The organism is Parviterribacter kavangonensis, from assembly GCF_056863335.1.
Window position 1 is genome coordinate 2,530,199 of the sequence record NZ_JBXPJA010000001.1, and the last position, 14,260, is coordinate 2,544,458.

The 14,260-nt window shown below is 74.6% G+C and carries 9 protein-coding genes; all 9 read right to left on the reverse strand.

Going from position 1 to position 14,260, the window contains the following annotated elements:
* Positions 1-2: 2 nt before the first annotated feature.
* The 9 genes from AC1UE4_RS12970 to AC1UE4_RS13010 all read right to left on the reverse strand — a co-directional run bounded on the left by AC1UE4_RS12970 (position 3) and on the right by AC1UE4_RS13010 (position 14,224).
* Positions 3-5,954: a S8 family serine peptidase gene (locus tag AC1UE4_RS12970; RefSeq protein ID WP_482917647.1), complete on the reverse strand. Its 5,952-nt coding sequence runs from the start codon at positions 5,952-5,954 to the stop codon at positions 3-5.
* Positions 5,955-6,019: 65 nt separating this feature from the next.
* Positions 6,020-6,730 carry an SRPBCC family protein gene (locus tag AC1UE4_RS12975; RefSeq protein ID WP_482917648.1) on the reverse strand — a complete coding sequence of 237 codons (711 nt, stop codon included), beginning with the start codon at positions 6,728-6,730 and terminating at the stop codon, positions 6,020-6,022.
* A gap of 14 nt (positions 6,731-6,744) precedes the next feature.
* The gene (locus tag AC1UE4_RS12980) at positions 6,745-7,998 is read right to left on the reverse strand and encodes a vWA domain-containing protein (protein WP_482917649.1); all 1,254 of its coding nucleotides are present in this window, start codon (positions 7,996-7,998) and stop codon (positions 6,745-6,747) included.
* Positions 7,995-8,885: an AAA family ATPase gene (locus AC1UE4_RS12985; protein ID WP_482917650.1), complete on the reverse strand. Its 891-nt coding sequence runs from the start codon at positions 8,883-8,885 to the stop codon at positions 7,995-7,997. Before AC1UE4_RS12985 ends, AC1UE4_RS12980 begins: the two co-directional genes overlap by 4 nt.
* Complete coding sequence (locus AC1UE4_RS12990; protein ID WP_482917651.1) at positions 8,882-9,553, reverse strand: nucleotidyltransferase family protein; 672 nt, start codon at positions 9,551-9,553, stop codon at positions 8,882-8,884. Before AC1UE4_RS12990 ends, AC1UE4_RS12985 begins: the two co-directional genes overlap by 4 nt.
* Complete coding sequence (locus AC1UE4_RS12995) at positions 9,540-10,409, reverse strand: XdhC family protein (protein ID WP_482917652.1); 870 nt, start codon at positions 10,407-10,409, stop codon at positions 9,540-9,542. Before AC1UE4_RS12995 ends, AC1UE4_RS12990 begins: the two co-directional genes overlap by 14 nt.
* 43 nt (positions 10,410-10,452) lie before the next feature.
* Positions 10,453-12,816 carry an aerobic carbon-monoxide dehydrogenase large subunit gene (locus tag AC1UE4_RS13000; RefSeq protein WP_482917653.1) on the reverse strand — a complete coding sequence of 788 codons (2,364 nt, stop codon included), beginning with the start codon at positions 12,814-12,816 and terminating at the stop codon, positions 10,453-10,455.
* Positions 12,816-13,328: a (2Fe-2S)-binding protein gene (locus tag AC1UE4_RS13005; RefSeq protein ID WP_482917654.1), complete on the reverse strand. Its 513-nt coding sequence runs from the start codon at positions 13,326-13,328 to the stop codon at positions 12,816-12,818. Before AC1UE4_RS13005 ends, AC1UE4_RS13000 begins: the two co-directional genes overlap by 1 nt.
* A 23-nt stretch (positions 13,329-13,351) precedes the next feature.
* Positions 13,352-14,224 carry an FAD binding domain-containing protein gene (locus tag AC1UE4_RS13010; protein ID WP_482917655.1) on the reverse strand — a complete coding sequence of 291 codons (873 nt, stop codon included), beginning with the start codon at positions 14,222-14,224 and terminating at the stop codon, positions 13,352-13,354.
* Between the last annotated feature and the right edge of the window lie 36 nt (positions 14,225-14,260).

Here is a 14,260-nt window from a genome sequence, read left to right on the forward strand (position 1 = left end):
CGTCAACCGCGCCGGCGTGCGCGGACGACGAGCGTCGCGGTCCGCCGCGCGCTCGTGTTGGAGGCGTCGTCGGTGATCGTCGCCGTCAGGCGGTAGCGGCCCGCGGCGAGCTTCGGCGCGGTGAGACGGAACGCCGAGGACCCCTTCGGCACCCGGCGTGCCGCCGAGCCGGCGCGGCGCCGGACGGCACACGCGATCCGGCCACGGGCCCGGCAGCGCTCGAAGCGCACAGAGACGACGCCCGGCTCGTCGGTCGTGACGCGGAGGCGGACGACCTCGCGCTCGCGCGCGAAGAGCGGCCGGAAGGCGAGCAGCCGCGGTGCCACGACGTCGCGCGCGGGCTGGCCCGACGCCTCGGAGAGCAGGGGCGGCTGCGGCGCCGGCGCCGGCGCCGGCGCCGGCGCGACCGTGAACTCGACGACCGCGGCGCTCGCGTCGACGTTCCCCGCGACGTCCTTCGCGACCACCGCGAACCGATGCGCCCCCACGCCCACCGGCGCGGTCGTGTGCGGCGAGGTGCAGGGGTACGCCGGGCCGTCGTCGACCCGGCAGGTGAACGACGCGCCGCCCTCCGTCGCGGAGAAGGCGAACGTCGGCGTCGTGTCCTCGCTCTCGCCGGGCGGGCTGCTCGTGACCGTCGTGTCGGGTGGCGTCGCATCGACCGCCCACGCCCGCCGCGCCGGGGTGGCGTCCGCGCCACCGGCGTTCACCGCCCGCACGTCGAACGCATGCGCGCCGTCGGCGAGGCCCTCCAAGGTGCGCGGGGAAGCGCACGTCGCCCACGCGGCCTCGTCGAGCCGGCACTCGTACCGGTCGACGACCCCCGTGCCGCTGAACGCGATCGTCGCGCTGCGCGCGGCCGTCAGCCCGGTCGGGCCGCTCGTGATCGTCGTGTCGGGCGGCGCGGGCGGAGGCGGCGGCTGCTGGATCGTCCAGCTGCGCGATGCCGTCGCGGCGTTGCCCGCCGCGTCGGTGGCACGGACGGTGAACGTGTGCGACCCGTCCGGCAGGCCCGTGTACGCCGTCGGCGACGTGCACGTCGCGAACGTCCCGGCATCCAGCCGGCACGCCAGCGCCGCACCGCTCTCCGCCGTGAACGAGATCGACGCATCGCGGCTCGCCACCGCGCCCGAGGGGCCCCCGGTGATCGCAACGGCAGGCGCTGTCGCGTCGACGGTCCACGTCCGCGACGCGGGTGTGGTGTCGGTGGTCGCGCCGTCGACGGCCCGGACCTCGAAGCTGTGGGACCCGTCGGCGAGCCCCGAGGCCACGAACGGCGAGCTGCACGGCGCGAACGCGGCGGCGTCGACGCGGCACTCGAACGTCGCGGCCGCTCGCGTGGCGGTGAACGAGAAGGACGCGCCGCGCGACGCCACGAGCCCCGACGGCCCCGCCGTGATCGAGGTGTCGAGCGGTGGCGGCTGGCCGACCGTCCACGTCCGCGTGGCGGGCGTCGGGTCCTCCTCCGTGCCGTCGATCGCGCGCACCGCGAAGGTGCGCTCGCCGTCGCCGAGGCCATCGAGGTAGTACGGCGACGTGCACGGCGTCCAAGTGCCCGCATCGAGACGGCACACGAACCGCGCGTCGGGACGCGTCGAGGAGAACTCGAAGAAGGCGAAGCGGTCGTTCGTCTGCCCGGACGGCCCGCCCCAGAGCTTCGTGTCGAGGGTCGGCGCGGCGGGGTCGATCGTCCAGCTGCTCGAGGCGAGCGTTCCGGCGTTGCCGGCGGGATCGACGCCGCGCACGTCGAAGCGGTGATGCCCCTCGGCCAGGCCCGTGTACGCCCGCGGCGTGGTGCAGGCCTGCCACGCTCCCGCGTCGAGCCTGCACTGGGCGCTCGCCCCGGAGTCGTCGAGCTGCCAGCCGAACGAGGCGTTCGTCGACGCCGTCGTGCCCGCGGTGCCGGTCAGCGCCGTCACGACCGGAGCGGTCGTGTCGATGGTCCAACGGTGGACGGCCGGCGTCGGGTCGCGGTTCCCGGCGGCATCGACAGCGCGCACCTCGAAGGTCCAGTCGCCCTCGAAGAGGTCCTCGGTCCGTCCCGATGCGCACGTGCGCCAGCCGCCGTCGGCGGGCAGCACGGTGCCGCGCCGGCACTCGAACGTCGCCCCCGCCTCGGTCGCCGTGAAGCGGAACCGGGTCGATGCCCATCGCGAGGTTGGCGACGGGGGCGCCTCGGTGACCGTCGTGTTCGGCGCTGTGGTGTCCGTCGGCGGCGCGGCCATGGCCCACCGGAGCGTCACGCTGCCCTCCGCGGGCCCGTAGCCGAGCGCGTTGAACCCGTCCACCGCGACGTTGTAGGTCTGACCGGCCTCGGCCACGAACGTCACGCGGCTCGTCGTGACACCGGCCGCCGCGTCGTCGTTGGACGCCTTCACGTCCTGGAACGGCTCCCGCGTCATGTCCACCGGCCCCGTCGAGACCCCGAGCAGCGTGTCGAAGTCGCTCCCCGTCGTCTCGAACGTCACGGGCCCGCGTCGCGGCGCCGTCCAGCGCCACCACACCGACGCTCCCCCGGGGTTGTCGGCGTGCTCCATCTCGAACTCGTCCTTGCCCGCCGCCCGGTTCGTGCCCGAGGCCGTGCCGGATTCGCCGCCGAGCGTGGGCGCGTTCGGCAGCAGGTCGTTGGCCGGGTACGCGTAGAAGTCGAAGACGGCGAACGTCCGCTGGGCCGGTGTCGGGTCGACGTTCCCGGCGGTGTCGGTCGCCCGCACGCGCACCGTGTGCGTGCCGAGGGTGTCGCCGAACACCCACCACGGGGACTCGCACGGCTCGTAGGCGCCTCCGTCGAGCGCGCACGCGAACGTCGCGCCCGGCTCGGTGGCGTGGAACGCGACCTTCGCGGCCGAGGTCGACACGGTGCGCCGGGTCAGGGCGTCGATGACGGTGTCCGGAGGCGTCGTGTCGCTCACCGTGCCGACGCGGAAGCGGGTGACGTGGGCGCCGGGCATCGTGGCTCCCGCGCCGCTGCGCACCCCGGCGACACGCAGGACGTACGCCCCGGCCGCCAGCGCCGCCGACGGCCGGATCGTCGCCGTGCGTGACGTCGCGTCGTAGGCGACCGAGGACGCGACGACCGCGCCGGCCGCGGTGGACAGGCGAACGGTCGTCGTGGTCACGGTGGAGGCGTCGAGCGCGCGGCCGAAGCGCACGGTCGGGGTCTCGCCGGTCGCGACGCCTCGCGTCCCGTCGGCCGGCGTCACCGAGCGGACCCATGCGCCGTTCGCCGCCGACGGCCACGTCCCCTCGGCGTTGCGGTTGACGACGAGACCGTGGTTGTTGTCGGCGAGGACGACGTCCGGGCGCCCGTCGCCGGTGACGTCGCCGACCGCCACCCCGGTCGTCTCGTAGTGGCTCGCGTACGGCACGCGGTACGCGCTGCGTGGCGCGAACGTCGCCGCACCGGTCCGGCGGAAGACGCTGAGCGCCTGGTAGCCGCCATCCGGCGTCACGAGGTCGGCGCGCCCGTCGCCGTCGAGGTCGCCGGACTCGAGCGGCTCCGGGTTGGCGCTGCTCCCGATCGTGGCCGGAGCGCCCAGCGTCCCGGCCGTCGTCTGCGCCAGGACGGCCACCGTCCCGGCGGACGGGTTCGTCACCGCCACGTCGAGCCGGCCGTCGCCGTTCAGCTCGGCGACCTCCAGCCCCCGCAGGCACTGGCACTGCAGCTGCGGGCCGCCGTAGCGGACGGGGTCGGCCCAGCGACCGGTCGACGTCGCCGCGATGACGTAGACGCCGAAGGCCTCGATCGCCACCACGTCGGGCCGGCCGTCCCCCGTCACGTCGCCGACCTCGACCTCGCCGTCGGGAAGCGACGCGACGGGCTGCACCGTCCACCCCGTCGACGTGCGCACCGCCCGGCGGATCCGGCCGCCGCCGCTCGTCACCAGGTCCAGGTCGCCGTCGCCATCGAGGTCGACGACGTCGGCGTCGCGCGCGGCGCCCGTGAAGACCCGCTCGCCGTCCGCGAGCGCACCGGCGCGCTGGTGGAGGATCTCGACGCCCAGCCCGGTCGACACGATCGCATCGGTGCGGCCGTCGCCATCGACGTCGCCCGTCGCGACGGAGGCGGGGACGCCGTCGACGTCCAGGATCCGCGGGCGCTTCAGCCACCCGTCCTCGTCCTGCGCGAAGACGAAGAGCTTGTGATCGCGGGACGGATCCGCGTCGCCGAAGTCCGTCGTCGTCATCAGGACGTCACGCCGGCCGTCGCCGGTGACGTCGCCGATGGCGACCGTCGACGGCCACGACCCGGTCGGGTACCACTGGCCGGCGGTCAGCCGTGCGTCGGTGACGTCGGGCGTCGTTCCCTGCGTGACGCCGATCGTGTAGGTGCCCTGCGAACCGAGCGCGTTGTGGGCGCGGACGTAGTAGCGCCCCGGCGTCCGGACGTAGTGGAACAGCTCCTCGTTCGTGCCGGCGGGCCCCTGGCCGTCGGCCTCGCCGAGCTTCTGGAGGTCGGGGCCGTAGAGCTCGATCGCGACGTCGGTCTCCTCCGTGCGTTCGCCGTCGAAGGCGGACCGCTTGTCGGCGCCGACGTAGAGCCACCCCGTCGACGGCACCTGCACCGAGTACCAGTCGACGTCGCCCTCGGGCGCGAAGCGCCCGGCGAAGTTCGCGGTCAGCGCGACGGCGGTGGTCCGGTCGGGCGTGTCGTTGGGCTCGGAGGCGTCCCCACCGTGCGCTGGCAGCACCGGGGGTGGCGATGCCGCGGCTCCCGTGGCGGCGGCGGCGTCGAGGACGCCGGCGCCGTAGTACGGGTCCGTGCCGAGCGGCCCCGCGTCGCGCGCGGTGTCGCGCAGGCGCGCCGCGACGGCGTCGCCGGTCCATGTCGGGTGCTGCGCGCGGACGAGGGCAGCGGCGCCGGCGACGATCGGCGCGCTGAACGAGGTGCCGCTGTCGCGCGCGTACGGCTCGCGCGTTCCCTCCGCGATCTGCAGGCCGACCACGTCCATGCCGGGCGCCGCCAGGTCGACGTGGTCGCCCCAGTTCGAGAACCACGCGAACTGGCCGCTGAGGTCCGTCGCCGTCACCGCGAGGACGCCGGCCGTCGCCGCCGGGTACTCGGGCTCGTCGCTGCCGTCGTTCCCGGCCGCCGCGACGACGAGCGCGCCCTGCGCCCGCGCGTGCTCGACGGCCGCCGCGAGGACCGGCGAGTCGCCGGCTCCTCCGAAGGAGAGGTTGATGACGTCCGCGCCGTGGTCGGCCGCCCACGTGATGCCGGCGGCGATGTCGTCGTCCCAGCCTGAGCCGTCGTCGTCGAGCACCTGCACCGGCATGAGCGACGCCGTCCACGCGGCACCGGCGACGCCGATGCCGTTGTCGGTGTGGGCGGCCGCGAGCCCCGCGACGAACGTGCCGTGCCCGTTGAGGTCGTCGGGCCGGTCGTCCGCGTGGACGACGTCCCGGCCGGGAACCAGCCGCGCGGCGAGGTCGCGGTGGTCCAGGTCGACGCCGGTGTCCAGCACCGCCAGCGTCACGTCGCTCGACCCCTTCGTCACGTCCCATGCGGCGGGCAGGCGGACGGTCTGCTGCCAACCCTGACCACCGTCCTTGACCGCCCAAGGGTCGTTGGGCGTCGCTTCGATCGAGCGGCGGCGGTTGAGCGTCGCCGCCGCGACGCGCGGGTCCGCCCGCAGCGCGCGCAGGGTGCGGTGCAGCCGCTCGGGCGGCACCGTCAGCCGCCGGAAGCCCGTGCCGCGCACCACGTCCCCGGCCGCGGCGCCGTGCGTGCTCGCGACCGCCGCGAGCGATGCGCCGCGGCCGAGCCGGACGAGCACCGTCGCTCCGTCGTCCTCGGGGAAGCGCGGCTGCTTGGCGGCCTGGCCGGGCGGCAGCCGAAGCGCCGGCGGGTCGAGCGTCGGCAGCGCAGCCTCGACCGTCGCGGGGCCCGTCAGCACGACGCTCGAGACGGTCAGGACCGCCAGGGCCAACGCCCGGTCGAAGCGTCCGTGCATCAGTCAACTGGACCTTAGTCACATCCGGACGCCCCGGGAAGTGGTTCAGCGGTGAGCGCGACTGCTCAGCCGCCGCGGCGGCGGCCGACCAGCCACCCGAGCAGGAGCGCGACCAGCAGGAGACCGCCGACGACGGGGTCCTTCAGGCGTTCCTTGACGACCGCTCCGCCGACGGCGCCGAGGTCGAGCGCCTCCTCCTCGGGCTCGAAGGGCGGCGGCGGTGAGGGACGCTCGGTGTCGGCCCGTGCGCTCTCGGCCGCGGTCGCCTCGACCGCGGGCCGCGCTTGCGGCTGCTCGGCGTCGGCGGCGGCCTTCGCCGGCTCCGGCTCCTTGCCCTCGAGCATCGCCGCGAGGTTCTTCGCGAAGGTCTCGACCAGGCGGCCGCTGACGTCCTGCAGAACGCCCTGGCCCATCGTCGCCACCTTGCCGCTGAGGTCGACGTCGGTCGTGATCGTCGCCGACGTCGTGCCGTTGTCGCCGGTGAGCGTCATGACGACGTCCGCGTCGGCGGTCCCCTGGCCGCGCGACTCCTTCGCGCGGGCCTTCATGACCGCGCGATGGCTCGCGTCGTCGCGCTCGGTGATCTCGACGTCGCCCTTGTAGGTCATCGACATCGGGCCGACCTTCACCTTGATCGCGACCTTGTAGGCGTCGTCGCCGGTCTGCTCGAGGACGCGCGCGCCGGGGACGGTCGGCGCGACGCGCTCCACGTCGAGCACGGCCTTCCAGACCTCGTCGAGCGGGGCCTTGACGTCGAACTGGTTCTCGAACCTCATCGTCGCTCCTCGTTTCACGTGTCCGCGCCCGGAGAGGGCGCCATTGGTGCGCCGCGCGAAGAGGGCGCGGTCGTTCCCTCGCGGCGGATAGCCGCGAGGACGTCCTCGAGCGCCGCGGCGCTGTGGCCGCTGACGAGCTCGTCGACGAAGGGCAGGGCGGCGGCCATGCCGCCGGTCTCGGGCCGGAAGCCGGGCGCCGCGGCGCGCGGGTTGACCCAGACGATCCGATGGGCGAGCCGGCGCAGGCGCCTGAGCTGCAGCGCGAGCAGGTCGGGCGAGCCGCGCTCCCAGCCGTCCGAGACGATCACCACGACGGCGCCGCGCGCCATCCCGCGCCGCCCCCAGCGGTCGATGAACGCCCCGATCGCCTCGCCGATCCGCGTGCCGCCCGACCAGTCCGGCGCGGCCTTCGACGCCCGCTCGACCGCGGTGGCCGCGCGGCCCTCGCGCAGCGGCCGCGTCACGCGCGTCAGGCGGGTCGCGAAGACGAACGCCTCCGCCTCGGCCGCCCGCGCGGCGCCCTCGAGCAGGATGAGGAACACCCGCGCGTAGGCGGCCATCGAGCCGGAGACGTCGAGGAGCACGACGAGCGGCCGCGGCTCGACCGCCCGGCGGCGATGCAGCTGGCGGACCGGGTCGCCGCCGGTGCGATGCGCGCGCCGCAGCGTCGCCCGCACGTCGAGGTGATCGCCCCGCCGCGACCGCTTGGCCCTCCGCATCCGCCGCTCCGGCGTCGCCACCTTCAGCTGCCGGACGAGCGTCGCGAGCAGCGCGACCTCGGCCGGCGTCAGCTCCTCGAGCCGCGTCCCGGAGAGGCGTTCGACGTCGCTCGCCAGCGCGCCGACCGGCACCTCCTCCGACGTCTCGCCGCCCGCCCGCGACACCCCGGCCGTCCCACCGCCACCGCGGGCCTCGCCGGCGGACCCGAGAGACGCCGCCGAGGCGCCGGGCGCGGAAGAGGGAGCGCCCGGATCGCCCCGCTCGGCCGAGAGCGCAGGGTCGGCGCCTGCAACGACGTGCGCGAACACCGCCTCGAACGCGTCGAGGTGATGCGGCGACGTCACGAAGGCCAGCCGCGCCGCCCAGTACAACGGCTCACCCTCCGCCGGAGACCCGCGATCTTCGCGCACGATCTCGAGGAGCCCCGCGGCGCGCGCGAAGGTCGCGCTTCTCTCCGGGGTCACCGGGAGGCCGGCGGTGCGGAGCTCGGCGCCGAGCGCCGTCGCGGCGAACGCCGGATCCCGGCGCAGCGCGGTGACGAACGTCATGCGCCGACCAGGCGGTCGAGGCCTTCGGCGCGGACGGCGTCCTGGTCCTCGCGGTACTTGAGGACGGCGCCGAGGGTGCGGTCGGCGGCTTCGGCGTCGAGGCGGCGTGCTCCGAGGAGGCGGAGGGCCGCGACCCAGTCGATCCCCTCGGCGATGCCGGGCGGCTTCTGGACGTCCATGCCGCGCAGACGGCCGAGGGCGGCGACGACGTCGCCGGCCAGCTCGGGCGACGCGTCGCCGACGCGCCGGCGGACGATCTCGACCTCCCGCGCGGGGGCCGGGTAGTCGATCCAGTGGTAGAGGCAGCGGCGCTTCAGCGCGTCGTGCAGGTCGCGCGTACGGTTCGAGGTGAGGACGACCGCGGGCGGGACGGTCGCGCGGATCGTGCCGAGCTCGGGGATCGTCACCGCCGCGTCCGCTAGCACCTCGAGGAGGAAGGCCTCGAACTCGTGGTCGGCGCGGTCGAGCTCGTCGATCAGGAGGACCGCGGGCAGCGGGCCGGGGTGCTCGACCGCCTCCAGCACCGGACGCCGGAGCAGGTAGTCGGGGCCGAAGAGGTCGGACTCGGCGAGCGTGTCGCCCGAGGCCTCGGCCATCCGGATCCGCAGCAGCTGCCGCGGGTAGTTCCACTCGTACAGCGTCTCCGCGCTGTCCATCCCCTCGTAGCACTGCAGCCGGATCAGCGGCGTGCCGAGCGACGAGGCCAGCGCGCGGGCGGCCTCGGTCTTGCCCACCCCCGGCTCGCCCTCGAGCAGCAGCGGCTGCGGCAGGCGCAGCGCCAGCAGCAGCGCGGTCGCGAGGCCCTCGTCGGCGAGGTACCCGGCGCCGTCGAGCAGCGCGGCGACCGCTCCGGCGTCGGGCAGCCGCTCGTCGAGCGCGGTGCTCATCCCGACGCGAGCACCGCCTCGTAGTCGGCCCACGTGTCGACGTCGATCGGCACCTCGCCCGCCACCGGCACGTCGGCCACGTCGTCCGCCCGGCGGTCGAGCAGCTTCCACACCGCCTTGTCGCCGTGCAGCGCCGCGAGGTCGCCGAAGACCGGCCGGCCGAACGCGAACGGATGCCCGCGGCCGTCCTCGTACCGGCACACCGCCAGCGGCGACGCTCCGCGCCCGGCGAGCAGCGCGCCCACCGCGTCCGGCCGCACACCCGGCTGGTCGCCGAGCATCAGCACGAGCACCTCGCATCGCGGATCGACCGCGTCCATCGCCGCGGCGATCGACGACGAGCAGCCCGTCCCGAACGCGGTGTTCACGACGACGTCGAACCCGGCGAGGTCGACCGCGCGCCGCACCCGGTCCTCCGACCCGCCGAGCGCCACGATCCGCTGGTCGAACGGACACGCCCGCGCGACACCGAGCACGTGGTCGAGCAGCGTCGCCCCGCGGAAGGGAAGGAGCTGCTTCGGCCGCCCGAGCCGCGCGGACCCGCCCGCCGCGAGGACGAGGCCCGAGACGAACGGGCGGGGTCGGCCGAAGACCTCCGGCGGGGGGAAGGCCCCCTCTCTCCACGCGGGGCCGTCCGGCGGCAGACCGGGGTCGTCAGGCGACGGCATGCTCGGCGCGCCAGCGGTCGCGGCACCCTTCGCAGCAGAACGCCTCGTCGCCGGCGACGGGGGTGTCGGGGCCGACGACGACGGTCATCCCACACACCGGGTCGATCGCCTCACGCGGCGCGGTGACGAGGACCGCTCCGCCAGCGCACGGCACCGCGGGCGCGCGCCGCACCGAGACGAGCTCGGCGACGACGCTGAGAGCGATCTCCTCGTGCGTGAACGCGTTCACGTCCAGGCCGGCGGGCGTCGTCACGCGGGCGAGCAGCGCATCCGGGACGCCCTCCTCGCGCAGCGCCGACAGCACCGCCTCGCCGCGGCGCCGGCTCGCGACCAGGCCGACGTACGAGCAGCCCGCCTCCAGAGCGGCCCTGACCGCCGCCTCGTCGCCGTGCCCCAGCGACGCGACCACCGCGCCGAAGTCGCCGGGCTCGGCAAGCGACGCCAGCCGTGGCCGGAACCCGACGCGCGTCGCCAAGTCGACGACGGCGCGCGCCACCGGCGCATCGCCGGCCACCGCGACCCGCGGCAGCGGCAGCACGGGCTCGAGGAACAGCTCGAGCGCGCCGCCGCTCAGGCACGGGTTCGCGACGACGACCGCGCCCGGCTCGTCCGACGGCCCGTCCTCCTCGCCGGGGAGGATCCGCAGCAGCACCGGCTCGCCCGTCTCGAGGACGCGCAGCGCCTGCAGCCGCACGGTCGTGTCCGCGCACGACCCGCCGACGAACCCCTCGATCGTCCCGTCGCCGAGCACCAGCGCCCGGTCCCCCGCCCGCGCGCTGGTGGGCGGAGAGCACCGCACCACGGTCGCCCGCACGAACGGCACTCCGGCAAGGATCAGGTCCTCCTGGCGGCTCATGACGAAGCCTCCGGGCCGGCCACAGCGAGGTCGTCGCGGCGCTTCATTGCGGCGGCTCGACGCTTCCGGACTGCATCGCCGTCCACACCCGCGACGGCGTCAGCGGCATGTCGGCGTGGCGCACGCCGAGGTGCGCGATCGCGTCGACGACGGCGTTGACGACCGCGGGCGGTGAGCCGACCGTCGCCGACTCGCCGACGCCCTTCGCCCCGAGCGGATGGTGCGGCGACGGCGTGACGGTCTCGCCCAGCTCCCAGTCCGGCACCTCCAGCGCCGTCGGGATGAGGTAGTCCATGAACGACCCGCCGAGGCAGTTGCCCTGCTCGTCGAAGGCGATGATCTGCATCAGGCCCATGCCGACGCCCTCGGCGAGGCCGCCGTGGATCTGCCCCTCGACGATCATCGGGTTGATCCGGTTGCCGCAGTCGTCGACCGCGATGAACCGCCGCACGCTCACCTTGCCGGTCCCCGCATCGACGTCGACGACGCAGACGTAGGCGCCGAAGGGGTACGTCAGGTTCGGCGGGTCGTAGGTCGTGACCGCGGTGAGGTTGCCGTCGACGCCCTCGGGCAGCTCGACGGTCCCGTGCGCGCCCATCGCGACGTCCTGGATCGACACGCTCTTCTCGGGATCGCCCTTCACGGAGAACGAGCCCTTCGTCCACTCGAGGTCGTCCGGCGACGCCTCGAGCATCGCCGCCGCGATCAGCCTCGCCTTGTCGCGCACCTTCCGCGCCGTCACCGCCGCGGCGGCTCCCGACACCGGCGTCGACCGCGACCCGTACGTGCCGAGACCGAACGGCGTCTCGCTCGTGTCGCCGTGGACGACCCGGACGTTCTCGGGCGGGATCCCGAGCTCCTCCGACACGATCTGCGCGAACGTCGTCTCGTGCCCCTGGCCCTGCGACTGCACGCTGATCCGGAGCACCGCGGTGCCGGTCGGCTCGACCTCCAGCTCGGACGTGTCGTTCATCCCGAGCCCGGCGATGTCCATGTGCTTCCGCGGCCCCGCCCCGACGGTCTCCGTGAAGAACGCGATCCCGATGCCCATGAGCTCCCCGCGCGAGCGCTTCTCCGCCTGCTCGCGGCGCAGCTCGTCGTAGCCGGCCATGTCGAGCGCCTTCTGCAGCGCCCGCGGGTAGTCGCCCGAGTCGTACTCCCAGCCGGTCTTGCACGTGTACGGGAACTGCTCGGGCCGGATGAGGTTCTTCATCCGGAGCTCCGCCGGGTCCATCTTCAGCTCCGCCGCGAGCACGTCGATCATGCGCTCGACGAGGTACACCGCCTCGGTCACGCGGAACGAGCACGCGTACGCCACCCCGCCCGGCGCCTTGTTCGTGTAGACGCCCGTCACCTTGCAGTGCGCCGCCTCGAGGTCGTACGACCCGGTGAAGATGTGGAAGAACCCGGCCGGGTACTTCGTCGGCTGCGCGGTCGAGTTGAACGCGCCGTGATCGGCGAGCACGTCGACGCGCAGCCCGCGGATCTTGCCGTCCCGGGTGGCGGCGACCGACCCGGTCATCCAGTAGTCCCGCGCGAACCCGGTCGACGTCAGGTTCTCCGTCCGGTCCTCCATCCACTTCACCGGATGGCCCGTGACGATCGAGCCCACGATCGAGCACACGTAGCCCGGGTAGATCGGGACCTTGTTGCCGAACCCGCCGCCGATGTCCGGCGAGATGACGCGGACCTTGTGCTCGGGCAGCCCGGCGACGATCGCGTAGAGCGTGCGGTGCGCGTGCGGCGCCTGCGTCGTCGTCCACAGCGTCAGCGCGCCCTCGACGCGGTCGAAGTGCGCGACCGACCCGCACGTCTCCAGCGGCGCCGGATGCGACCGCGGGTAGAGCATGTGCTGCGTCACGACGACCTCGGCGTCCGCGAAGACGGCGTCGGTCGCGGCGCTGTCGCCCGCCTCCCAGTCGAAGATGTGGTTGTCGGTGCGGCCCTCCTTGTCGTCGCGGATCACGGGCGCGTCCGGCGCCGTGGCGGACTTCGCGTCGACCACGGGCGGCAGCGGCTCGTAGTCGACGTCGATCAGCTCGAGCGCGTCGCGCGCGGCGTACCGGTCGTCGGCGACGACGAACGCCACCTCCTGGCCCTGGAAGCGGACCTTGTCGGTCGCCAGCACCGCCTGCGTGTCGCCCGACAGCGTCGGCATCCACGCGAGCCCGAGCCCCTCGAGGTCCTTGCCCGTGATGACGGCGTGCACCTTCGGGTGCTGCAGCGCCGCCTCGGTGTCGATCGACGTGATCTTCGCGTGCGCGAGCGGGCTGCGGAGCACCGCGCCGTGGAGCATGCCCGGCAGCTGCACGTCGTCGACGTACTTGCCGAGGCCGCGGACGAAGCGCGGGTCCTCCTTGCGCTTGAGCCGGCCGAAGCCGATCGGGCGCTCCTCGGTGGCGGACATCAGGCGCTCACCTCCTCGCTCGTCCCGGCGCTCGCCGCGGTGGCGCGCTCGTGCTCGGCCGCCCACTGGATCGAGGCGACGATGTTCTTGTAGCCCGTGCACCGGCACATCTGGCCGGAGATCGCCTCGCGGATCTCGTGCTCGGTCGGCGGCGGCCCGCCGGCGTGCGCGTCGAGCAGCGCCCGGGCGGTGAGCATCATGCCCGGTGTGCAGAAGCCGCACTGCAGGCCGTGCTGCTCGATGAAGCCCTGCTGCACCGGATCGAGCTGGCCGTCGGCTTCGAGCCCCTCGACCGTCCGGACCTCGTGGCCGTCGGCCATCGCCGCGAGCATCGTGCATGACTTGACCGGCTCGCCGTCGACGAGCACGACGCACGTCCCGCAGTTCGAGGTGTCGCAGCCCCAGTGGGTGCCGGTCTTCCCGAGCGTGTCGCGCAGGAAGTGCACGAGCAGCGTGCGCGGCTCGGCCTCCGCGGTCGTCGGCTCGCCGTTGAGGGTGATGGTGATCTGCACGTTCGTCTCCGTCTCCGGGCGGGTCAGCTGGCGAGCGCGCGCTCGGCGGCGCGGCGCAGGGCGCGGTGGGTGAGCTCGCTTGCGAGGTGGCGCTTGTACTCGGCGGACCCGCGCTGGTCGCTCGCGGGGCTGCAGTCCTCGGCGGCCAGCGCCGCGGCCTCGGCGAACGCCTCCTCCGACGGCGGCCGGCCGGCGAGCGCCTCCTCCGCCCGCGCGCAGCGCACGCCGAGCGGGTTCACCGCGCTCAGGGCGATCCCGGCGCTGCCGATGTTCGGCCCGTCGAGCCACAGCGCGGCGCCGACCGCCGCGATGGCCCAGTCGCCGACGCGCCGCTCGACCTTCTCGTACGCGCTGCCGTGGTGGTCCCGCAGCGGGATGCGCACCTCGACGAGCATCTCCGCGTCGTCGACCGCCGTCTCGTACGGGCCGACGTGGAACTCGTCCATGTCGACGACGCGCTCGCCGCCGGCGCCGCGGATGACGGCGCGCGCCCCGAGCGCCGCGCACGCCGCGCTGAGGTCCTCGGACGGATCGGCCTGGCACAGCGACCCGCCGATCGTCCCGCGGTTGCGCACCGGCGGGTCGGCGACGACCTGCTCGCAGTCGCGGATGATCGGGAGCTTCCCGGCGAGCAGGTCGGACTCGAGCAGCTCGCGGTGGCGGGTCATCGCGCCGATGCGGATCTCGCCCTGCTCCTCGCGGAGGTAGCCGAGTGACGCCGCGAGGGGGTTGATGTCGATCAGGTGCTCCGGCGTCGCCAGCCGCAGCTTCATCATCGGCAGGAGGGAGTGCCCGCCGGCGATCAGCCGCGCCTCGGGGCCGAGCTTCTCGAGCAGCGCGATGGCCTCGTCGACGGACGATGCGCGGGCGTAGTCGAACGGCGCGGGTACCTGCATGCGCTCTCCTCCGGACAGGGGTCCTTGTGGAGCCGA

What these genes read in the sequence shown, in the direction of transcription:
- AC1UE4_RS12980 (WP_482917649.1), bottom strand. Translation starts at nt 7,998, where the DNA reads ATGACGTTCGTCACCGCGCTGCGCCGGGATCCGGCGTTCGCCGCGACG.
- AC1UE4_RS13000 (WP_482917653.1), bottom strand. Translation starts at nt 12,816, where the DNA reads ATGTCCGCCACCGAGGAGCGCCCGATCGGCTTCGGCCGGCTCAAGCGC.
- AC1UE4_RS12995 (WP_482917652.1), bottom strand. Translation starts at nt 10,409, where the DNA reads ATGAGCCGCCAGGAGGACCTGATCCTTGCCGGAGTGCCGTTCGTGCGG.
- AC1UE4_RS12990 (WP_482917651.1), bottom strand. Translation starts at nt 9,553, where the DNA reads ATGCCGTCGCCTGACGACCCCGGTCTGCCGCCGGACGGCCCCGCGTGG.
- AC1UE4_RS12975 (WP_482917648.1), bottom strand. Translation starts at nt 6,730, where the DNA reads ATGAGGTTCGAGAACCAGTTCGACGTCAAGGCCCCGCTCGACGAGGTC.
- AC1UE4_RS13010 (WP_482917655.1), bottom strand. Translation starts at nt 14,224, where the DNA reads ATGCAGGTACCCGCGCCGTTCGACTACGCCCGCGCATCGTCCGTCGAC.
- AC1UE4_RS12970 (WP_482917647.1), bottom strand. Translation starts at nt 5,954, where the DNA reads ATGCACGGACGCTTCGACCGGGCGTTGGCCCTGGCGGTCCTGACCGTC.
- AC1UE4_RS12985 (WP_482917650.1), bottom strand. Translation starts at nt 8,885, where the DNA reads ATGAGCACCGCGCTCGACGAGCGGCTGCCCGACGCCGGAGCGGTCGCC.